Origin of the sequence: Gottfriedia sp. NPDC058432, from assembly GCF_042721555.1 — a bacterium.
GTDB lineage: Bacteria > Bacillota > Bacilli > Bacillales > Bacillaceae_G > Gottfriedia.
Genome location: NZ_JBHXLC010000021.1, coordinates 32,031 through 54,437, shown reverse-complemented (window position 1 = coordinate 54,437; position 22,407 = coordinate 32,031). Strand labels below are relative to the sequence as shown.

Below are 22,407 nucleotides of genomic sequence, written 5' to 3'. Positions count from 1 at the left end.
AAATTTTTCCAATAGTGTATTAGGACGTTTATCCTAATTCAACTATTCTATTGGTACTTAGTAGAAAAAGATTCTTAAATAAAAAATAACCTCTCATCATTGAGTGGCTATTTCTTTAACGATTTCGATAAATTTTTTACTTATAATAGAAAGCTTTTTATTTTTTGGATAGATTACCCATAAATCCTTAACAACATATTCATTATTTTCTTTGTATGGAATAGATCTTAAGGTTCCACTTTGAATGTATGGATGAAATTTAGCGCCTGACTCATGAGAATAGACAAATACATTATGTTCTCTAACTGCCTCTGTAAGAATATTCATACTGTTTGTAGTTACTCTTATTTTATTTTTATTTTCTTTAATTAATTTAGAATAGTAATAATCAGAATAGATTGAATAACACGCTGTATCCATCTCGAATACATCAGCTTTTGTTACGTAGTCAAGATGATAGAGCGGGGAGTTTTTTCCTACAATAGCGTGAACACGATCAGTCCGAATTATTTCATAGTTAATATTTTTTTCACCCTTTAGTATCTCTAAATCTTGAGGGAAAAAGCAAAAATCATATTCAGTGTGTTTAATTGTTTCCATTATAAGTGGTGGATCTTTTTCCTCGATTTCAATCGTTGCATTCGGATGTTCATCTTTAATTCTGTTCATTGCTCGTAGAAGTACTGCTGCAAAAGTAGGAGCAGCTACTATTTTCAAATGAATCTTTTTATTATTTTTATAATCAGACAGCTCTTCATTTAACTTACTGATAATTTCTAAGACTTCACTAGCTCTATTTATTAAAATCTTTCCTTCTTCTGTTGGAAATGTTCCTTTTCTTGAACGGTTAAAAATATTTATTCCCATTTCATGCTCTAATTGGGAGATCGATTGACTTAGCCCTGAACTTGTAATATGTAATTTTTCTGCAGCCTTAATGATCGATTTCTCGCTTGCAACTTTTACTATGTATTCCATTTGCTCGAAATTCATAAATTCTCCTCGAATAAGAGTATACACACTTATATTTTCTTTCAATTGAAGTTGTATTCATTCTAGCATGAAAAAGTAGTACAATTCAAAAACTCATCATCCGCGTGCGCCTAGAGTAGAGTAAATATAGAATACTTAACTGTGAAGTCCTTATTGAACAATCTTGTCATTCACTTCATCTACTTTAATAAGAAAAAACAGACTCATTAAAACTATTCTTATCCTCTTATTATTCACACATCACAAAACTAAATAGTCATCCTAGAAACGAATTTTCTTTTAGAATTTATGCCCCCTTGCATGTACTATTTTAGTAATAAATTCTGTACTTTTTACCAGTTTCTTTATTAAACTCTCCTGCAAATACTAAATTAAAAAAGCAGCCAATGGCTGCTTTTGATCTTATACTTACTCATTGCTTGTATATATTTAATAATCTAGGTGATTTTTTTAATTTACTTTTTTACTTCTTTTTATACTTATTACACGATTATATTCATCTTCAAGCTCGGTTAGCGTTAGAACAAATAAATGAGATGACTCTTTTTTATATATTCCAATTTTAATAAGCTTGTTAATGAGATAATGCTTTCTAGTTTCTACCGCTTTTCTCAACATATTTTCCACTTCTATCCCCCCTTAGAACTACTCAATTTTTAAAGATTAAATGCTTTCCTTATTTCATGGCTTGATAGTTTACTTACTCTGTTACTTTTGCAAAACGGAAGTCTGGATTGTTCAACGGATCAAAGCGAATACCTTTAATATTTTTCTTCACTAAAGAATTCTGCGATGAGAAATAAATAGGAATAATTGGCATATCTTCCATTAATACAGCCTCTGCTTGATGCAATAACTCAAATCTTTTTTCTTCATTTTGTTCAATTAACGATTGCTCCAATAATTTATCAAATTTCGGGTTACTCCAATTTGTAAAATTACTTGAGCTGTTCTTACTGTAAAGATTCAATACAGGATATGGATCAAGAAAATCTCCGCCCCAACCCATTCTAGCAAGTTGGAAATTCTTTTGCTTAAACGTATCAATGTAAGTTTTCCATTCCTGATTTTCTAATTTTACTTTTACACCTAGATTTTCTTTAAACATTTCTTGAAGTGCTTCCGCAATTTTTTTATGGTTTGCTTCTGAATTATATTTAAGTGTTACTTCTGGTAATTTGCTCCAACCTTCTTCTTTTAAGCCCTCTGAAAGTAATTTCTTAGCTTCTTCCTTATCAAACTTATAGTATTTTTTTGCCTCATCTCTAAAATCTTTTCCTGAAGGAGACTTTACTCCAAAAGGTACATAACCGTAAGCTGCCTCCTCTCCTCCTTTAGAGATGTTTTTTGTAATTGCTTCACGATCAATTGCCTCAGCAAATGCTCTTCTGATTTTTGAGTTTGTAAAGGGCTTCTCATTTAAGTTAAAAGAGTATGTATAAACACTAAATTGCTTTGAATTAACAAATTCTTTACTATTTTTTTCTTGCTCAATTGCTTCGGGTTGTAAGTTCTTTACTAAATCAAGTTCATTTGATTTAAACATTTGATACTCAGTCGTTGCATCAGCAACCATTTTAAATCGAACCTTATTAATTGTTATATTTTTTTGATCCCAATAAGCATTACTTTTTTCAATCGTTAATTCATTGTTATGCTTCCAGCTTGATAATTTGTAAGCTCCATTTGTTACAATTGTTTGTGCCTCTGCTGCCCAATCCTTATTACTTTCTACTACTTTTTTATCGACCGGTAAAAAAGCTTGCCCAAGTAATACTTTTGGAAAGAATTCGATTGGTGTTTTTAACTGGATAACTAATGTTTTAGAATCGATTGCTTTAATACCAACACTTTCAATTGATCCCTTCCCAGTATTATATTCCTCAGCACCTTTAATGTAATAAAAGCTTGAAGGATCATAAGCCGCCGTTTTTGGATCTAAAACCCTTTTCCAAGCAAATTCAAAATCATTAGCTGTTAAATCATCACCATTTGACCATTTTAGTCCGTCTCGGATTGTAAAAGTATATGTTTTCCCATCTTTTGATACATCTACCTTACTCGCTACGCCTTCGACAATATTCCCTTTCTTATCATAGCGATACAAGCCTTCGTATAGGTTATCAATAACCCAGTAAGAAGTTGTATCAGATGCAAAGGCAGGGTCTAATGTATAAGGTTCTCCTGCTAAGTTAGCCACTATTTCTTGTTTAATATCGTTTCCTTTTTCCACAGTACTACTTGTAGAGTTGCTCCCACATCCAGCTAATCCTAAAATAAATATCAATATTGAAATAAGAATGAATGAATTTTTCTTCAATTGTATAACCTCCAATTATTTTAAAATAAGTGACATGAAACCCAATGGTTTATGCTAACTTCTTTCCACTCAGGTGTTTTATAAGTACAAATATCCATTGCCATTGGACATCTAGTTCTAAATGGGCATCCTGAAGGGGGATTTAATGGGCTCGGTGGGTCACCAGAAAGTACAATGCGTTCTTTTGTCCCCCGCAACCTTGGTTCAGACACTGGTATCGCTGATAAAAGTGCTTTAGTGTAAGGATGAAGAGGTTCTTTAAATAATGTCGTACTTTCTGCCAATTCCATCATTTTCCCCAAATAGATCACACCGATTCGATCGCTTATGTGCTTAACCATTGCAAGATCATGTGCTATAAATAAATAAGTTAATTGCTCTTTTTTTTGTAAATCCTGTAGTAAATTAATAACTTGAGCTTGGACTGATACATCTAATGCGGAAATTGCTTCATCAGCAACAATAAATGATGGTTTTACCGCCAATGCTCTAGCAATTCCAATTCTTTGGCGTTGACCTCCACTAAATTCATGTGGGTACCTATCTGCATGTTCCCTATTTAAACCAACCTGTTCAAGCAGTTCAATTACTCTTGCTTTTTTCTCTTTTCCTTTTAACAATTTATATGCATCAATCCCTTCTGCGACAATATCTCCAACCTTCATCCTCGGGTTAAGCGAACTATGTGGATCTTGAAATATCATTTGCACTTGTCTGTTAAACTCTTTTTTACCTTTAGAATCCAACTCCGATAGTTTTTTTCCTTCAAACGAAACATTGCCTGTAGTTGCTTCATATAGACCGACAACAGTTCGTCCGAGTGTGGATTTACCACTACCACTTTCTCCAACAAGTCCAAGCGTTTCTCCCTTCTTTATTCCAAATGATATTCCATCAACGGATTTAACTGTTTTCTTTGGCCCTACTTTAAAATGCTTTTTAATATCAGTAACCTCTAGTACATATTCAGACAATATTTTCACTCCTTACTCCAATGAGTTCTTTCTGTTTAAATGCTCTTGGATCGTTTAACCAACAACTGACATGATGAGACTCTGTAATTGACTCAATTTTTGGCATATGTTCCACACAAACTTCCATTGTATAAGGACATCTTTCAGCAAAAGGACATCCTTTTGGCGGTGAAAATAAATCCGGAGGTGCTCCCTCAATTGGTACTAGCCTTTCTGTTTCTAATATTTCAAGCCTAGGAACAGATTGGAGTAAGCCTAATGTATATGGATGTTTTGGATTTTCGAAAATCTCATTCACTGTTCCACTTTCAATCACTATTCCTGCATACATCACTGCAACCCGGTCTGCTACTTCTGCAACTACACCTAAATCATGAGTTATTAGGATAATAGAAGAGTTCCTCTCCGTTTGGATGGTCTTTAACAAGTCTAGAATTTGTGCCTGTATGGTCACATCAAGTGCAGTCGTCGGTTCATCTGCAATAATTAATTCAGGGTCACAAGCTAAAGCCATAGCGATTACTACGCGTTGCCTCATACCACCACTAAACTCATAAGGATACTCGGAATAACGATTAAACGAATCTGGAATTCCAACTTGTTGTAGCAACTCGATTGTTTTTTGTTTGGCTTCCTTTTTCGATAGATTTTTATGCTTTATTAACACTTCGTCTATTTGTCTACCAATCTTCATTGTTGGATTTAATGCAGACATAGGGTCCTGAAAAATCATACCTATTTCAGATCCTCTTATTCTTTGATATTGCTTTTTTGAAAAATTTATTAAGTCTTTTCCTTTAAAGGAAATTTCTCCTTCTTTTATGTTTCCATAAGTTTTTGGAATCATCCCCATAATGGATTGGGCTGTTACACTTTTTCCACAACCACTTTCACCTACAATGGCTAAAATTTCTCCACGATCGACATGGAATGAAACACCTCTTACAGCTTGAATCTCTCCACCATTTGTATGAAAAGAGATATGTAAATCATTGACCTCTAATAAATAATTCACTGTTTATCCCTCCTTACTTATTCGATTTGGGGTCCAATGCATCTTGTAATCCATCACCAAAAGCATTAAAAGCAAACATTGTTAATGAAATCATTAGACCTGGGAAAAACAATCTCCACCACTGTCCACTTAAAATAACCCCCAATGAATCGTTTGCCATTGTACCCCAGCTTGCTGACGGGGCCTGTACTCCCAATCCTAGAAAACTTAAAAAAGATTCAGCAAATATAGCGTTAGGAATCGTAAACGTTAAATTAACAATAATAATTCCCATCATATTCGGAATGAAATGTTTTAAAATTATTTTCCAATGTGATGTACCAAGCTTTTCTGCAGCGAGTATAAATTCTTGTTGTTTTAATTGTAGGACCTGCCCTCTAACAATTCTTGCCATTCCTACCCAGCCAGTGATTGATAAGGCTAAAATCATCGTTCCTAGTCCTGGCTTCATAATAACCATTAAGAGAATTACTACTAGTAAGTACGGTATCCCATAAAGAATTTCCACAATTCTCATTAAAACACTATCGATTCGATCTCCGATTTTACTTCTTCCAACCATATAGCCAGAAATACCACCTACAAACACTCCAATGACTAAATCGATTAATGCTGCAGAGAATCCGATAATGAGCGATATTCTAGCACCAGCCCATGTTCTTGACCACACATCTCTACCTAAATCATCCGTTCCAAACCAATGTTTACTAGATAACGATAAATTTCCTTGTGTTAAAGACTGTTTACTTGGACTATATGGAACCATATGAGACCCAATAATTGAAAGAATAATAATGATTGTAAGTAAAATAAAGCCAACTACTGCAAGCTTATTTTTAGCTATCTTTCTAACAATCTCATTCGCATAGTTTTTTTGGGGCCTTATAATTTTTTGTTTCTGCATTGTCGACCGATCTACTGGATGAAAGAGAGAGTCGAGATTCGTTTCTGGTTGATTCATTATGATTCATCTCCTTTTCCAAATTTTATTCGTGGATCAATCAAACGATAGGACAAATCTATAATAAAAAGCGTAACAATTAATATAAAACTATAAAAAATAGTAGTGCCTAGAATAACTGGGTAATCTCGATTAAAAATACTATCTACAAAATATTTACCTAGTCCTGGGATAGCGAATATTTTCTCGATTACAAAAGTTCCAGTAATAACCGCTGCAAATAAAGGTCCAATAAAAGAAATAACTGGAATTAAAGCGTTTCGAATACCATGCTTGACGACAATTTCAATTGTTGACAGTCCTTTAGCTTCTGCAGTTTTTATGTAATTTTGATTCAAAACCTCAATCATACTAGTACGGACAAACCTAGTAATTATTGCGATTGGACCTACTGTCAAAGCAATCGTCGGCAATATAGAATGGCTCCAAGTCCCCCAAGATGCTACTGGTAATAGCCCCCACTGAACACTAAAATATTTTATTAATAAAGGGGCTAATATAAAGCTAGGAATCGAAATTCCAATAATTGCTATAAACATTGATACATAATCAAGTAATCTATTATGCTTTAACGCTGCAATCGTTCCTAATCCAATTCCAACAACGCAAGCTATTATCAATGCTTGAATTCCTAATAATGCTGATGGTCCAAATCCTTCTGCAATTAATGTGTTTACACCTCTCGATTTCGATTGAATAGATGGACCAAAATTAAAATGCAATAAATCTTTAAGATATAGTAGGTATTGAACATGTAGCGGTTCATCTAAATTGTATTTAGCCCGCATATTCTTGACAATTTCTTCAGGTAATGATTTTGCGTCTGATGCAAACGGATCACCGGGAATGAGATGCATAATGATAAAGGTAAGAGTGATAATAATCCAAATCGTAACAATCATTGTTATTAATCTTTTAAATAAAAATCGCATTTTCAGTACCTTCCTCCTTTAAAAAAATGTTTTATCTGTAGAACACCTAAATTGGTGGCAACAACACTTAAGAATACCAAAATCACATTTTTCACATATGAATACTTGGTATTAAAACCAAATAATTCCCATGTCTTCTTCTATAAAGCTCCACGTTCAAAAGGAATTATTCTACTTCAGACTAAAAACCTCTCAACAAAGACAAGTTGAGAGGTTTTTTACTAACTCTACTTATCTTTTGGGATCTCCCATGGAATTGGCACGGTATTACAAGAACCCGCTGCCGAGGTTTCATAGGGCCAGTCCCTCCACCTCTCTGGATAAGAAATAATTTATTTAGTTATTATGAAGGGTATAGATGAAAAAAATCCCCTTCTTAGATAGAAGAGGATTTGTTGGAAAATCTACTCTTCTTATCTCTCAAGGGCAATACCCTGATGGAATTAGCACAGTGTTCATATAGAACCCGCTGCTGAGGTATCATAGGGCCAAGTCCCTCCACCTCTCTGGATAAGAATTATTTGTTATGTAATTTATTTTTATTAATTGATTGAAACAAGATTAACCGATAAAAAAAATCACGTCAACCCATTTACTAAATGTTAGATTTTTCAGTAATTTTTGGAAATTAATTCCAAACTATTGTAGAAAACCTTGTCACTCCAAACACTAATAATTTATTTTCAAAGTTACCAAGTAAAAATACTTTTAGATTAGCCTTACATATTTATTTTGATTCTTTCTATTAGTTCCTTAAATTGAACGTAATAAAATTATAAAACGAAGATGATGATTGTTATATTAAAATAACTAGTTTGATTGCAAATTTCAGTAAAAAAAACACAGATGTTTTTAACGATCTTACTGATTTTTTCTTTTTCAAATAATAATTAAAAGAATTGAGCCTTCTTTTAAAAGGTTCAATCCTTTTGCTGGTGTTTTTGGATAAAAAAATTCTTTACTGCCTTAATAAAAAATGTTGATTTATCAGTTGAAAAATTTTCAGAAAAAGATAAAAAAGTTCATTACTGATTGTAATAATTAACACAAAAAAATCCTTCTTTTTTTGAGAAGGATCTTTTTTTCTTATTTAACTAACGCAATTCCCCGAATGATTACTGGCCTTTTTACTATTTTAAAACTGTTAATACTCTAGTAGCACTTACAAATCCTTTGGAATCTTTTGTATTTACATTTAACTTTGTTCCCGCTCGCTGTTTTGGAATATGTACTTTGTAGTTTCCTGATACATTTGCTCTTGCTGTGTATGTTTTTGTCCCAATTTTGACAGTTACAATAGCATACTTCTCGGTTTTCCCTGTTACTGTTGTAGAATAGTATTTTACTGTATTTACAATTGGTATGTTCGGAGCTACTCTTACAACCTTAATACTTCTTGCTGCACTTATTTTTCCAGAACTGTCTTTTGCTGTAATTGATATACTTATTCCGGAATTTTGAATTGGAATGCCTACTTTATAATTCCCATATTTATCCGCTTTTGCACTATATACTTTCCCAGAGATTGTTACACCCACTGTTGCATTTACTTCTGTTTTACCAGTAACTGTGTTCGTTTTATTATTGACTGTATTGGCTAATGGGATATTTGGAGCTATTCTTACAACTTTAGTACTTCTTGCTGCACTTACTTTACCAGAACTGTCTTGTGCTGTAATAGATATACTTATTCCAGTATTCTGAATTGGTATAGTAACTTTATAATTTCCATACTGATCCGCTTTTGCACTGAATATTTTCCCTGAGAGTTCTACTACTACTGTTGCATATGCGTCGGTTTTTCCCGATACAATGTTCGTTTTATTATTGACTGTATTTACAGTTGGGATGTTGGGAGCCACTTTAACGACTTTAATAAATTTAGCAGAACTTACATTTCCGACACTATCCTTTGCTTCGACTGAAATTGTTGTTCCAGCGTTTTGGATTGGGATGGTTACTTTGTAATTTCCATAGCCATCTGCTTTTGCACTGTATTCTTTACCACCTATCATCAACCTTAAAGTTGCATTTGCTTCAGCTTTCCCCGATATTTCTGTCGATTTATTTGTAACAGTGTTTACCTGAGGTGGTTCAGGAGGATTTATATCATCAACTAGAATCCTATTTTCATTTATATTTCCCGAAGAATCTATTGCTTGAAACAAAAGTAGTGAATTGTTATTTAAATAACCTCTAGTTAATACAAAAATTCCTTGAGAGTCAGATTTAACTTCTTCTTTTAAAACTCCGTTAATAAAATACCTTACAAATAAATTCGGTTCTGTTTTCCCCGTAATGTATTTAGCATAAATAGTTTCAGGTTTTATAAATATCTCTGGTGGAGTACGATCTTTAACAATTGTTTGTTTGATATCTGAATTTCCTGAAGCATCTGTTGAAGTTATTTTCAATGTTGTTCCGGCTTTTTGCATTGGAATTGAAACACTAAAATAACCGGATTTATCAGCAATTCCAGTACCAATTACTTTATCATTAGCGATTACCTCTATATTAGCAACTGGGTCTGTTGAATTTACTGATACTGTACCTCTGACTTGTTCTTCATTGTCACCGACTTCAATAATATTCAATATAGTTGGAGCCTTTGCATCTTTTACAATTAGCCTAACAGGTTGGCTAGTCATTCCATTTTTTACTGCGAATAATGTAAACTCAGTACCCTGTTTTTGTAAGTCAATATCAAACACAAAACTCCCTACACTATTAGCAGTAACCGATTTCACTTTTATTTCATCTTTATATAATTCGATAACTGCATTTGGATCAGCAGTTCCGGTAATTTGAAAGGATAAATTTGTTACCGTATTTACAATAGGAACTGCAGTAATTGGTGGATCCGTTACTTGGATTATAAGGGGTTCACTTATATTACCCGCATTATCTTTCACAGTAAATTCTAATTCGTCATCCACTGCTAGGTCGCTGACATCTATCTGGAAGGTACCACCTGCGTATACTATTCCTGTTTTGTAGAGAAGACCATTTTTCTTAAGTAAAATACTTGTCCCCTTCTCTGCCCTCCCCTTTACTTGGGTAGAATTTGTATAAACAGGTACATCTAAGATAGGAGTATCTGGAGGTGTTACATCTCTAACTACCATTAAAACTTGCGAGTAATTTCCTGCTTTATCAATTGCAGTAACTTGAATATATTCTGAAATTCGAGGAATGGGATTGAAATTATATTCGAAAATTCCTGATTCATCCGTATTTCCTTCCCCAATAAAACTTCCACCTTGATACTCTATTTTTATTTTTATACCAGGTTCAGAAAGCACATGAAGTTCACTTGTTGCATCATTTATACCTCTTAAAGGTAGAAGATAAGGTTTTTTATTGTCTAAAACTTTTTGAATAATCGGCTCGCTACTGTTTCCTTGATCATCAAATGCATGTATAAATATTTCATCATCTTTACCAAGATTTGAATTGGAAACCGTAAATTGCTCGTCACTGTGTTCGTTTGGCTCGATGATGTAAATAATTTCATAATTTTTTCTAATTACTATTGTCGTGTTAGCTTCCGTTTTAAAGGAAATATCTTTTTGTTGCTCAAAAATAGGTTTTACTTCAATTGGAATCGATTTTTGTGTTGATTCTTCTTTAACAGTAAAATGAGTACTCTCACTTATCTCATTATGCTTAGATGCTGTAACAGAAAATGTAGTACCAACTTCTTGTTTTTCAATAGGAATCGTAAAACTTCCATCTTGATTTGCAATTCCTTCTGCATAAATCTGATTGTCTCTCCATACCTTAACTACCGCTTGCGGTTCAGAATATCCTGTAATTGAATCCGAATGTTCGTTTAGTGGTTTAACATATGGTATTGATGGCGGTTTTTCTTCATTTTTATCCAGTAAAATGGACGGCCCATTTACTACTTGATAACCGTTATTCCTATATACAATTAACATTTGTACAGTAGATCCATTCGGCTGATTTCCAATATCAAGCTTGAATTCACCTGTAACTGAATTAAAAGCAGCAAAAAACTGTATTTTCGTTCCTTTTGATGTTGTCACATTTCCGATCAGTTTTTCTATTTTTTGCGGATCTTTTACGTATCCCTTGATGTATTTATTTGTATATTCAGTAATATTAATATTCTCTACTGAAAGTTCTTCAGAAAAAGCCTTCATTGGATGGAAGAGCATAGATGTAGGAGTGAACAATAAAATTAACACTATCATAACAACTGAATATTTCTTCATTTTAATCATTTTTAATACTAACACTCCTTTTGGATGTTATATTCATATATGGTTTTTAATTTTCAAGGAAATTAATCTATTAATAATAATTTTTTTCTATAGTTTAGTAGAATCCATTTAAGTAGAAAAACCTCCTTAGAAATTTTTCGAAGAGTTCCATCTTCTTCATTCTGTATACCCCTTAAAATGTTTAACCTTCATTAAAACCTTCACTATTAAAAACATTCAAATATACTATTTTTAATGTAACATTTTTAGTGAGAATTTACTTAATTTAAATTAAATTATTTTAATAATCATTTAACCAAATTCTAATTTTCACCAATAAAAAAAGCTGTTTCTAAACAGCTAATCTTCAACTATCGCACTGCATTAGTTGAAATAGAACGAAATTTTTTTTTACTAAATTCTAAAAACTTTATTTATATCCAATACTTCTGAAATAGTTTTCGCTTGAAGGTCGGATCATAAATACACTTAAAAATAACGCTAAAAATAACATAATAAAACTACCAGCGATTACAGACATTTTAATCGATACATAGTGAGTAGAAAATCCGATTAGTATAGTTGAAACGATCACTAATATTGCTTCAACAAAACCATAGATACTACCAACTCTTCCCATTATTTTGACATCTACGTTGGATTGGTAAAATGTATCAAATCCCGTATTTGCAAAAGACAACGCAAATGATAATAAGAAAAATCCGTACCCACCCATTGTAAAAGAATTAGAAAATGAATATACGATATATCCTAATGATAAAAAAATTGTCCCAATCCCCATAAGCCAAGAAGGATGTAGTCTTTTTGCAAAAATTGTATTAATAATTGCACCTATACCAATTCCTGCACCAGCAATACTTACTAGAACACCATATTCTGTATTACTCAAATGAAGTACGCTCTTTGAAAACACTGCTTCTAATGAATCAACAGCAGCCGTTAAAACTAATATACTATTAAACAAAAAATAAATTCTCATAACGTAACTTGATTTACGACTGAAATTTAAAACCTCAGCAAAATCTTCCTTAATTAGTTTTAGGGAGAGCTTCTCATATTTTACATTTCGCATTGTTACCTTATCCAAATTAGGCAAACACGCTGTAACAATTCCTGAAATGATAAACGAGATCGCATTAATATTAATAGCGAACATAGGTGTGCCAATCATAAAAAGTAGACCTGCAATCGCTGGTCCAGTTAGGAATCCTCCAGATTGAACTAAACTACGCAACGCATTGAACCGGACCCTCTGATTTACTGGAATTAATTTAGTTATATAAGTTGTTGATGTTGGATAAAACATTGAACTTCCCATATTAACGATAAATACAATGACAAAGATCAGTAAGACGGAAGATATACTTGGTAATAAGAATATTAATAATCCCCTCAAAACATCCAAAAGTACCATTAAATTTCTTTTGTTAAATCGGTCAATTAAACTACCAGCCCATAGGTTCGTAAGTATCGTTGCTATTGGTTTCAAGACATAAAGAGTCGATACAGCCAAAACAGATTTCGTCATATCAAAAATAATTAAATTTAGTGCGATTAAATAAATCCAATCTCCAATATTTGAAACGCCTATTCCCATTAGTAAAAGCAAAGGGTTTTTCCAAGTAATATACATCCTATTTTTTTTCATTTTACCCCTCCAAATAAATATATTTAATTTGAACAAATAAAAAACTCGCCCTCCAAGACCGTAGTCTTGGGGACGAGTTTACCTATCGTGTCGTGGTGCCACCCCAGTTTGTTAATATGTCATCACATTAACCTCATTAAGTACATTTCAAACATACTCATACTCTATAACAGGAGTGCCTGTCATACCATCGCCATTATTGGTTCCGATATGAAACTCAGAGTCTTGCTTCAATAGATCAATCATACTCCTTTTCAGCAACTGGAGCTCTCTAAGATGAATGAATTCTATTTACTCTTCTCTTCAAAGTCTTTTAATTTATTTTTATAATATTATAACTTTTCCGTCTTATTTGTCTACTGTTTTTTTATTTATTCATTATTGCACTATACTGCCATTTCGATCATGTTGTTCAACTATTACATCCCATAGTTACATATGCAGTTATTACATTTTTTAATTTTTAATCCAAGTTAGCATACGTAGGATCAGAAAAGGTTCAAACCAAGTAATCAATAAAAATATGATAAAAAACGAAGATACTGCAAAAAATTTAGTGTTTCCTCTTTCTCTTTTGGAAATTGCTATAAAGCTGCATATCGCCCCAAATAATAACAATAAAAAACCAATTAAAGCAAAAAGTTCGTTGAAGCCTGGAACCACATAAATTATTCCAAACAAAACCAATCCAATGATTAATAATATTAGTGAAATTTTACTGAAATTTTTCATAGTTTCACCTCTTTTAATAATTATTATTTTTTATGTTAGCTACTTAATATATTAACATATATTTCCACTTTCTTATTTTCCTTGTTCAACTAAAACATGCGTTAGTTAAATTTCAAAGACTTACCTAAGGAGACACAACTCTACTTTTCATAATTCAAGAGTTCTTTCAATTCTTTTGAAAGTTCTTTGTTCAACATGGCATAACTTTGTTTATTATTGTCTCCAATTAATACAGCTTTGTTGATATCACTCTGGAACCATATTCCATACTCATAGAGCCTTTCAGGCATGTTTTTATCTTCTTCATAGAATAATGTTGCTTTAATGTCTGCTAATCGTTTTCTTTTTACTGCTACGTTTTCTACCCATTTAATTTTACTGAAAATACGCTCTATTTTTTCAAGTTTCTTTTTATTTGTTACTATTTCTATATCCGAATATGTTCCATTTGTGCTCATTTGTATGTATTCAATTCTCGTTAAATTCTTATGTTTGTTACTACACCCCAATACAGTGCATACGAGTAAAATTAATATAAAACCTACTAAACACCATTTCCTAATAATATCCCTCCTGACTCTCATCTCGATTAAATCATAAATTTCGATTTTGGAATTTGAAAATTGGTTAGATGGTGTGTAGATAATATTCTGCAATACATCATCTCTACGATATTCGAAATACTCATATCAAATTCCTTCCTCTCAATCTGTCAAAATCATGTTTCACGTTGCCTAAACTTCATTTCCTTATGCAACTAAACTGCCATTTTGTTGAATTAGAAAAAGCCACCTCAATTGGCAGCTGCTATTCAATGCATGCGTTAGCCATACATGAATCCTCAGATTCACAACAGTGAATGGAAGTTTATATCGTACTCCCATGGTAGTTCAATAAGAATTTTCATTTTAACTGATTCTTTTTTTTCCAAGAATTTAATAAGGGTTTCGTGCAATTCTTTCATTTTTTCGATTATAAACCAGCCTATTTTACCATTATATCTCCAAAAAATATTTTTTAATTGGAGTTAATGTCTCAATCTAACTTGCCCTTGTTTATAAATGCTGAGGTAGATGTTAATCTTCCTCTCCCTTTAATGTTGTTATTTAGATAATTGTATTGTATCAGACCTCCAGATTTCATAATGATTGCCCTATTTGAGCTTCGTTGAGACTTCCTTGAATAGAAAAAGCATGTAGCGAATTTTTCTACATGCTTTTTCCATTTATTAAATATTTTCATTATATTATCATACGGTTCTCCGTAACGCATCTAAATGAGGTTTTCTAGTTTAATAGTGTAGTTATTCTCTAACTATTTTTTATCCTGCATGCATTACCAGTTACATGTCCAAATTTATTCATCTACTTTTCTAGCAACCTCATAGCTTCGGCCCTTGTTTCACTGGTGATAACAGGATATGGCCCAAACTGCAATAAGTTATATGCCGCTGCAATATTTGCCATAGCCGCAACTTTTTTTGGTGCATAGCCTTCACAATACGCATAAAGTGCAGCAGCAGTAGAACAGTTACCACATCCAGTAGCATCAACAACATCTCCAACAGTGATACTTGGAGCAAAATATGCCTGACCATCCGAAATCATGTACGAACCTCTACTACCAACTCTGAAAAAACATGGAACGCCAAAGGAAATAATTGCCTCAATCGTTGATTTTTCATCCTTTGTCTCAAATAACCTCATCGCCTCTGGCAAATTAATCGAGTACAGCCCAGCCTTGATAATCGTCTTTAAGACTTTTTCATTCCGATGCTTTTGCATCGCTGCAGAAGTAGGGATTTCCCACATGATCTTCGCGTTACAATTCATGTGAATCAAATGCAAGTTATCCCATAGAGGGTCCACTTCGGACGCTTCAATATAGATCCCTCTCGTTTCACTACCGCAATGAATGGCAATCTGCTCGGCAGTTCTTATATCTATCTCTGAGATTTTTTTTTCAATATCCTCGCTATAAATGGAGACCTCATCATGAAGTCCTTCATCCCCATATATAAGGTTCGTATATTCTGTATAGGGAAGATTATAATTGAGACCTTCATAGGAACAATGATTTGCATCCATCCACTCCCCATAATACTTCGAGAAATCTTCGCCTACATTTGATACATAGAGACAGTCGTCACTCCATATTTTTACCCCTTCCAGACAAAATATGGCTCCACCAATTTGCCCCTTGCTTATGCTGCCATCTGCAAATTGGATATCATTCACAATCGTGGGACCAACAATAATATATTTCATACACGGATCATCTCCTTATTTTAGGCTAAGTCGATCCAACTGCCTTATTAATGCTGCAGCCTGGTCAGTATTGTTTTTGAGTTCATGTAAAATGACTAAATCCGAATTTACAGCACGAATCTTGAGAATCATCTCTTTTATCGCTTTAGGGCTCAATATACCATCCCCCAATGGTATATGGGAATCATAGCAGGTGAGTACGATATTAACACCATAATCCTCCTGCTCTACCCAACTATCAAGAGCAACGATTTCGTCATAATATTGTCCGACCAACTTACCATTACGGAAAAACTCAATCGTTTTTAACGCACAGTCTGAAAGCTGTATACAACCAACACGATCGACCAACTCTGGGTCCATAATATTGTGCTCCAACCACTTCTGGGCAAATACCTGCGGCTCGTTGCCATAACGCTGTTGCAATTCAAACATCTGGGTGCTAATTTCGCTGTCTGGCAGGAAGAATCGGGCACAATTTTGAGTCTCGTCAAAGCCAAGCGCATGTAACAAGTGGTTAATATCCCAACCAATCTTGACTTTTTGGAGAGGATCGTAAAGCTGACAATACATTAACTTGTAGTCCTCTGCGGTCTGCAAACCATGCTCCAATCCCCACCCAGCATTTTCCACTTCAATAATTGGAGAATCTTCATTAATAAGATTCTGATTAATCAGATAATTTAAAAATTGCTGAATCATATATATCATCGCTTGACGAATATCTTCCTTGGAAATTGTGAACTCCCATTTCCCATCAATTGGCGCGTAATCGATTAGATGAAACGTATACGCCTGTGCTTTTAGCTCTGTGGCAATCTGATACTCATCTGCCCATCTTTTATACATATGATCACCTGTTAGGTCACCATAATAATTCACGACATCTTCCCAGCCTCCAAATCTCTCAACCAGTTCTTGAAAATTATTCTTTGTAAGAAAGCTGGTTGGATACGCCCAGTAAGAACAATGCACTCTTTTTACATGTAAAGTACGAAGTTTATCCAAGATTACTAGTTTCTCATCATTCAAATCTTGATCTCTTGAAAGCACGTCGTCCATAAAAACTTCCATACCATCAAGCCCAAATTCCGCACAGAATTCATCCATCTTATCATGTTGGTGTTCATCAAAAAGCTCCGCCTTGAAAGTTGAAAACTGCATCAGATTATCATCCTTTCAGTTATATTTTAATAGATTCTCCCTCTTTAATTTCTTCTTTTTTGTTTCGTTTCTCCCAAAAATAGAAGACAGGAAGGCCCGTAACAACAACGATGATAGCTGTAATAACACTTGGAATTGCTGCCCACATTAACGTGGAAACTACCAATATCAAACTAGATGCAATCGAAATAACAGCCATAAATTTCCAAGCTGGTGCTTTCCACAATGGGTTATAATCTGGCTTTTTTCGGTGCACGAAAATCGAAGCAAATGTAAGCGTATTCTTTAATAACAATACAAAGGTGAAATATCCAAGCAATTCAGTAATATTGGATAAGAAAATAAGAACAATAGCTAACATACACTGCGCCATTATAGAGAAATATGGAGTACCATATTTTTTGTGCACTTTACCAAAGCTTTTAAAGAAAAGTCCATCTTTTGCCATTGCATATTCCAAGCGCGGTTGGAACATAACGGTTCCTGACAAAGCAGCTAGAATAACAATAATACCTGATATGGCTATAAACGTACCTGAGATATTTCCAATCAACGGAATTGTCGCACCAGCGTCAGCAAGTGGTGTTTTCGAATTGACCAATTGGTTGAACGGTATTACACCTGTAACAACAAAAGTTAAGCCCACATATAGAAGAATAATAATGATAACCGAGCTGATCAACGCTCTAGGCATGGTCTTTTTCGGATTTTTGATTTCGCCCGTCATGTATGTGCATGCACCCATTCCGTCAAATGACCAGCTTGTTGCCGAAATACCTGCAAGCAATGCCATCAAACCAACTGGAGCAGTAGCTACTGCTGGAGTCATGACCATGTCTCCTCTTACAAAAAATAACCCCATACCAATCAGCAAAACAAAAGGCAGAATCTTAATAAAAGTAATGATGGCCTGGAATTTACCGCCGCCTTCTACCGAACGGATATGGATCATCATAAAAAGTATAATGAAGGCAACTGCAATAAATTTAATAGCGAGGCCATTCATTGGAAAAAGGTAAGCAATGTACTGTACTCCTGCTAAGGATACGATCGCGAGTGCACTTGAATCATTAGCCCAAAATGATGCCCACCCTGTCAAAAATGCAAGCTTTCGCCAACCCGCCTGTTTAATAAACACATAGTTCCCGCCATTTTCCGGATAAGCCGTCGCTAATTCGGCTAAAATTAAATTCTGCGGAATCATGATTAATCCACCGATTAAAAATGCCAATACTGTATAGAGTGCAGAACCGGAGGCCCCTGCGACCTCACTAATTGAAATAAAGATTCCCGCACCAAGGGTTGTTCCTACTGACAGAGCAATCGTTGGGGCTAGTCCCAATTTTCTTTCCATATTATTTGCCATCTATTTACACTCCCCATTTAATGAAGTCAAAATATTTTATTTAGTTGTCAGTAAAACCACTTTATATAATTCAACAATTCGTTTGTACAGTAAAACTCTTATCATTCCATTTTTTCACATAACAAATAGACAACTAATTAGCCGTCATTTTTTTTAAAAATGACAAACGCTAATTACTTATTTCATAATAAATCGTATTTGTTAAAAAAAAAGGGATGTCTAACACTTTGTAAATTGAGAAAATCAAGAGCTTATGCAATCAGTAAGAACGGATTGCATATTTATATCGATCTGTTCTAATATATTCTTCGTTATAGTACAGGAGATTGAGTTTTTCAGTGAAAATCGTCTGGCTAACTCTTAGCAAAGGGCTTCCAGTCTTATATTCAAGAAATTCCGCCTGCTCCTTTGTCGCGGATTTCACTTCGAAAATATCATTAAATTCCTTTGCAACAAGCCCTGTCTGATTACGGATAATTTCTAAAATAGACTTGTTGTCTAAATCCATTTCCAGTAGAAAATCATACTCCGGTAAAAAATAATCTTCTTCTAGAATTGCAGGAAGATCATTGACCAAACGTAAGCGCCTGATATGAATAATCTTTGAACCTTCCTCTACGTTCAATGAATTAGCAATTTTTTTATTGGCATTCACATAAAGCTTTGAAATAATTTTGGTGCCTGGAACTACATCTGTTTGTTGCCAAGATGCAGTAAAACTTCCACCCACCCCAATACTTTCCACATATTCTGGCATCGATACAAAGGTTCCTTTACCATGACGCTTTACAAGAATATTATCTTCTACTAATTTATTCAATGCGCTTCGAACAGTCACTCGACTAATATTGTAGATTTCAATAAGTTGGGCTTCCGATGGGATGCGGTCGCCAGGTTTGTATTCGCCAGATGCAATTTTTTCTCGAATTGTATTATAAAGCTGCTGGTAAAGAGGTACCATATGATCAGCTTCTAGTGATTTAATATCCATGACCAATTAATGCTCCTTTATTTCTCAAGATCAAATCGAATTTCAGCTACCGATATACCCTACTAGCTGATAAACTAATCATCCCATATTTGATCTTCCCCCGTCAATTACCTACAATCTATTACAGAATCCATAAAAAATCGTACATGAGAAGCATCCATATCACCGTTGTCGGTATAGGTATCCTTGAAGTAACTACCCACGATTGCTCCATCAGCAACTTCCAATTGCTCTGTACTATTTTCTGGAGTCATTCCTGCTCCGATAATTAACGGAAAGTCCTTAGTCATCCTTCTGAATTCCTTGATTTTGTCGATTGGAGTCTGCATGCCAGTCCCATCCCCTGTTACAACAATCGCATCACATCTTGTCATTCCGATTTCCAAGTCTTCCTCAAGAGAACGTCCAGAATTGTAAGGCTGATACTTAAATCGCACACCACCCAAAATAAATGCTGATGATTCCTTCCGCCATGTTTTCATTTTCTCATGGAAAATCGCATCTTCTTCTGGTGTGAGGTGTCCTGCAACTGAGTCTAATTGGATGAATTTTGCCCCGTATTTATTAGCAAATTCAAACGCTAGATCATCATGATCAAGTACGTTAACACCATAGACGATATGGTTCTTTTCACGTTGAAGATAATCTAGTACTGTTGCAACATCCTCTACTGAGCCAAAATAGTTCTCCACTATAACTGCATTCACACCATTTTCAACTAATAAATTAATCTCTTTTTTTGCGATTTCCAGCATGTTACCTTCATTGCCGCCTTTAAGGTGTAACATTCCCATAATTGGCTTTTCGCTTCTAAATAAATCTATGAAATTTACTTTACCACTCATCTTACTCTCCATTCCGCTGGTTTCCGCAGTTAATTTATTATCTACGGTGGATCGTGAATACAATAATATCCCTTCAATTCTAAATACTATTCCCAATCCAAGTTCCTTCGCCAGCTGACTAATCATTATGATTGAAATTAAGAAGAAACCGATTGCAATAACAATCTTAAGTCACTTCCAATAATAGGAGCCCTATTATTGTGAATTTCTTGCCCTCCTCTCTTAATACATGTTAACACGTCTTAATCTAGCTGTCTATCAATTTTAGCACAATTTGCATTAACATATTTTAAGTCGTATTAACACGTTGTATAAGATGTATTAACATGATATACTTTACTCAAAATTTAAAGAAAAGGAGCTCTCTGTATGGATCATCAAGGATACACATTTTTTATTGGAGATATAGCTTTGGATGAATATTATAGTGCTGCGTACTTTCCAAACCTTCGCGATAAAGTAATCGTTCATACACTACCCGCACAAATGGGTGGAATGATTGCCAATGCAGCAAGTGTCTATGCTAGTTATCTACAACCTACCAAATTTTTATCAGCCTTGAATAACGGTTTCATTTCACAACAACTTTGTGAGAATTTACGAGATGCTGGAATTGATACTACTTATATTATTCGAGATGATACTTTACCAGATTCTAAGACTATTATTATTCTAGCAGAAAACGAACATACGGTATTTATTCCTACCATGGGTATCCAACGTCTTGAGATTACTCCGGAAACATTAGAGGCAATCTGTAATGCGGAATATATCTATTCCAACTTTTGCGAATTGAAACCACTTTGCTGTGGTGATCTGGATGCAGCAAGTATCCTCTCCAAAGCAAAAGCTAACGGATCAAAAATATGGTGTGATCTTGATGTTGCCGATCTCCAGACTGGAGAAGATCAGCTTTTTGCGTATGTCGACACTCTTTTTGTAAATGAAACTGGATTCAACAATCTAATGCGCAATAAAACCGAAGAAGAAACAAAACAATTTTTATTCCAAAAAGGGATTCAGATGATCGTTGTTACCTATGCGGAAAAGGGATGCCGAATATTTACTACACATAACGAATTTACTGTAAAAGGTATTAACGTGCCAATTACGGACGTTACCGGAGCTGGAGATACCTTCTGCAGTTCTTTCCTTTATGCCTATAGACGTACTGAAAACATTCAACTTTCAGCGGAATTTGCTAACTTTGCAGCTGCTCGTGCAGTCACCATTATGGGTGGCAGAGCCGGTGCTTGCGGAACGGAGGCTGTATTCCAATTCATAAAGGAACACAGTGAAGACTTTGCACGTTTCGGCAACCTTAAATAACAATTAGAAAGGTTGAGTCAAAATGAAACCGGTTGAAATTACTTCTATTAATTTTCAAGAGTTTGGAATCCTATACAATATGACATCTCCTTCCAAAGGAACTGGCTGGGTTAACCAAAGTTCCGGTGATGGGTGGGAGGACACCAATACTGCAATTCCTGTTATTGACTCTCTAGCTAGCCTCGGTTACACATTCGGCAGCAGGGTTCCTTTTACTGCCTATGAAATGGAACGCCATATGCATACACAAGAAGCATTATTTTGTCAAGACGAACCAATTGTGTTCTTGGTTGCTCCCGCTACCAATGAAAACGCTCCAAATGCAAAAGAAATTCTTCCTGTCCTGCTTCGTCCTGGACAAGTTGCCGTTCTTCATCGTGGAGTATGGCACAGCTCGGCGCACGGACTGACAAAACCTACCTATTATTATTGGATGGCTCTATGTTATAAGAATGAACCAACTGAATGGCAACCTATCAATGGTGGACCTATTCACGTCGAATAAATATTCAATGTGATGAATATTGTTTTTTAAACTTTTCAGTTAACCGGACAAATTGCTATATCCAATAATTTAAGCATTCAAGACAAATTAGATAAGCTGGCTAAGATATGTCAAAAAA

The 22,407-nt window shown here is 34.4% G+C and carries 18 protein-coding genes, 2 riboswitches and 1 other annotated feature; of the genes, 2 read left to right on the top strand and 16 right to left on the bottom strand.

Annotation, left to right across the window (positions count from 1 at the left end):
* Positions 1-96: 96 nt before the first annotated feature.
* From ACFWM3_RS18505 to ACFWM3_RS18430, 16 genes are all read right to left on the bottom strand, one after another.
* Positions 97-993: a LysR family transcriptional regulator gene (locus ACFWM3_RS18505; RefSeq protein ID WP_056474306.1), complete on the bottom strand. Its 897-nt coding sequence runs from the start codon at positions 991-993 to the stop codon at positions 97-99.
* A 450-nt stretch (positions 994-1,443) separates the two neighbouring features.
* Complete coding sequence (locus ACFWM3_RS18500; protein WP_390312436.1) at positions 1,444-1,611, bottom strand: Fur-regulated basic protein FbpA; 168 nt, start codon at positions 1,609-1,611, stop codon at positions 1,444-1,446.
* Positions 1,612-1,693: 82 nt separating this feature from the next.
* Positions 1,694-3,313, bottom strand: a complete 1,620-nt coding sequence (locus ACFWM3_RS18495) for a peptide ABC transporter substrate-binding protein (protein ID WP_390312406.1) — start codon at positions 3,311-3,313, stop codon at positions 1,694-1,696.
* A 20-nt stretch (positions 3,314-3,333) separates the two neighbouring features.
* On the bottom strand, positions 3,334-4,287 hold the full coding sequence (locus ACFWM3_RS18490) for an ABC transporter ATP-binding protein (RefSeq protein WP_390312405.1): 954 nt from the start codon (positions 4,285-4,287) through the stop codon (positions 3,334-3,336).
* Complete coding sequence (locus ACFWM3_RS18485) at positions 4,280-5,302, bottom strand: ABC transporter ATP-binding protein (protein ID WP_390312404.1); 1,023 nt, start codon at positions 5,300-5,302, stop codon at positions 4,280-4,282. Before ACFWM3_RS18485 ends, ACFWM3_RS18490 begins: the two co-directional genes overlap by 8 nt.
* 13 nt (positions 5,303-5,315) lie before the next feature.
* The gene (locus tag ACFWM3_RS18480; protein WP_390312403.1) at positions 5,316-6,263 is read right to left on the bottom strand and encodes an ABC transporter permease; all 948 of its coding nucleotides are present in this window, start codon (positions 6,261-6,263) and stop codon (positions 5,316-5,318) included.
* A complete protein-coding gene (locus tag ACFWM3_RS18475) occupies positions 6,263-7,195 on the bottom strand; it encodes an ABC transporter permease (protein WP_390312402.1) in 933 nt (310 codons plus the stop codon). The genes ACFWM3_RS18480 and ACFWM3_RS18475 overlap by 1 nt, the downstream gene beginning before the upstream one ends.
* A 228-nt stretch (positions 7,196-7,423) precedes the next feature.
* Positions 7,424-7,522, bottom strand: a riboswitch (SAM riboswitch).
* Positions 7,523-7,605: 83 nt separating this feature from the next.
* Positions 7,606-7,712: riboswitch (SAM riboswitch) on the bottom strand.
* Between the two features lie 613 nt (positions 7,713-8,325).
* Complete coding sequence (locus tag ACFWM3_RS18470) at positions 8,326-11,442, bottom strand: Ig-like domain-containing protein (RefSeq protein WP_390312401.1); 3,117 nt, start codon at positions 11,440-11,442, stop codon at positions 8,326-8,328.
* Positions 11,443-11,851: 409 nt separating this feature from the next.
* Entirely contained in the window at positions 11,852-13,090 is a 1,239-nt protein-coding gene (locus ACFWM3_RS18465; protein WP_390312400.1) for an MFS transporter, read from the bottom strand.
* 65 nt (positions 13,091-13,155) lie between these two features.
* Positions 13,156-13,406 (bottom strand) — a binding site (T-box leader).
* Between the two features lie 140 nt (positions 13,407-13,546).
* The gene (locus tag ACFWM3_RS18460) at positions 13,547-13,822 is read right to left on the bottom strand and encodes a hypothetical protein (protein ID WP_390312399.1); all 276 of its coding nucleotides are present in this window, start codon (positions 13,820-13,822) and stop codon (positions 13,547-13,549) included.
* Positions 13,823-13,962: 140 nt separating this feature from the next.
* A complete protein-coding gene (locus tag ACFWM3_RS18455) occupies positions 13,963-14,478 on the bottom strand; it encodes a hypothetical protein (RefSeq protein ID WP_390312398.1) in 516 nt (171 codons plus the stop codon).
* A gap of 708 nt (positions 14,479-15,186) precedes the next feature.
* Positions 15,187-16,089: a PfkB family carbohydrate kinase gene (locus ACFWM3_RS18450; protein ID WP_390312397.1), complete on the bottom strand. Its 903-nt coding sequence runs from the start codon at positions 16,087-16,089 to the stop codon at positions 15,187-15,189.
* Between the two features lie 15 nt (positions 16,090-16,104).
* Positions 16,105-17,253, bottom strand: coding sequence for a hypothetical protein (locus ACFWM3_RS18445; RefSeq protein ID WP_390312396.1), 1,149 nt, complete (start codon positions 17,251-17,253; stop codon positions 16,105-16,107).
* A 19-nt stretch (positions 17,254-17,272) separates the two neighbouring features.
* Entirely contained in the window at positions 17,273-18,619 is a 1,347-nt protein-coding gene (locus tag ACFWM3_RS18440) for an amino acid permease (RefSeq protein ID WP_390312395.1), read from the bottom strand.
* A gap of 259 nt (positions 18,620-18,878) precedes the next feature.
* Positions 18,879-19,610, bottom strand: coding sequence for a GntR family transcriptional regulator (locus tag ACFWM3_RS18435; RefSeq protein WP_390312394.1), 732 nt, complete (start codon positions 19,608-19,610; stop codon positions 18,879-18,881).
* A gap of 107 nt (positions 19,611-19,717) precedes the next feature.
* Positions 19,718-20,404, bottom strand: a complete 687-nt coding sequence (locus tag ACFWM3_RS18430; protein WP_390312435.1) for a BtpA/SgcQ family protein — start codon at positions 20,402-20,404, stop codon at positions 19,718-19,720.
* A gap of 420 nt (positions 20,405-20,824) precedes the next feature.
* Here ACFWM3_RS18430 and ACFWM3_RS18425 point away from each other — a divergent pair, with 420 nt between their 5' ends.
* Together ACFWM3_RS18425 and ACFWM3_RS18420 are read left to right on the top strand one after the other, a co-directional pair.
* Entirely contained in the window at positions 20,825-21,784 is a 960-nt protein-coding gene (locus ACFWM3_RS18425; protein WP_390312393.1) for a carbohydrate kinase family protein, read from the top strand.
* A gap of 22 nt (positions 21,785-21,806) precedes the next feature.
* Positions 21,807-22,289 (top strand): ureidoglycolate lyase, encoded by a 483-nt coding sequence (locus ACFWM3_RS18420; protein ID WP_390312392.1) that lies wholly within the window; start codon positions 21,807-21,809, stop codon positions 22,287-22,289.
* Positions 22,290-22,407: the final 118 nt, after the last annotated feature.

Excerpts from the sequence above, each read along its gene's own strand:
- ACFWM3_RS18440 (WP_390312395.1), bottom strand. The coding sequence starts at position 18,619 with ATGGCAAATAATATGGAAAGAAAATTGGGACTAGCCCCAACGATTGCT.
- ACFWM3_RS18465 (WP_390312400.1), bottom strand. The coding sequence starts at position 13,090 with ATGAAAAAAAATAGGATGTATATTACTTGGAAAAACCCTTTGCTTTTA.
- ACFWM3_RS18420 (WP_390312392.1), top strand. The coding sequence starts at position 21,807 with ATGAAACCGGTTGAAATTACTTCTATTAATTTTCAAGAGTTTGGAATC.
- ACFWM3_RS18460 (WP_390312399.1), bottom strand. The coding sequence starts at position 13,822 with ATGAAAAATTTCAGTAAAATTTCACTAATATTATTAATCATTGGATTG.
- ACFWM3_RS18430 (WP_390312435.1), bottom strand. The coding sequence starts at position 20,404 with ATGGGAATGTTACACCTTAAAGGCGGCAATGAAGGTAACATGCTGGAA.
- ACFWM3_RS18425 (WP_390312393.1), top strand. The coding sequence starts at position 20,825 with ATGGATCATCAAGGATACACATTTTTTATTGGAGATATAGCTTTGGAT.
- ACFWM3_RS18475 (WP_390312402.1), bottom strand. The coding sequence starts at position 7,195 with ATGCGATTTTTATTTAAAAGATTAATAACAATGATTGTTACGATTTGG.
- ACFWM3_RS18450 (WP_390312397.1), bottom strand. The coding sequence starts at position 16,089 with ATGAAATATATTATTGTTGGTCCCACGATTGTGAATGATATCCAATTT.
- ACFWM3_RS18500 (WP_390312436.1), bottom strand. The coding sequence starts at position 1,611 with ATGTTGAGAAAAGCGGTAGAAACTAGAAAGCATTATCTCATTAACAAG.
- ACFWM3_RS18505 (WP_056474306.1), bottom strand. The coding sequence starts at position 993 with ATGAATTTCGAGCAAATGGAATACATAGTAAAAGTTGCAAGCGAGAAA.
- ACFWM3_RS18480 (WP_390312403.1), bottom strand. The coding sequence starts at position 6,263 with ATGAATCAACCAGAAACGAATCTCGACTCTCTCTTTCATCCAGTAGAT.
- ACFWM3_RS18470 (WP_390312401.1), bottom strand. The coding sequence starts at position 11,442 with ATGATTAAAATGAAGAAATATTCAGTTGTTATGATAGTGTTAATTTTA.
- ACFWM3_RS18435 (WP_390312394.1), bottom strand. The coding sequence starts at position 19,610 with ATGGATATTAAATCACTAGAAGCTGATCATATGGTACCTCTTTACCAG.
- ACFWM3_RS18445 (WP_390312396.1), bottom strand. The coding sequence starts at position 17,253 with ATGCAGTTTTCAACTTTCAAGGCGGAGCTTTTTGATGAACACCAACAT.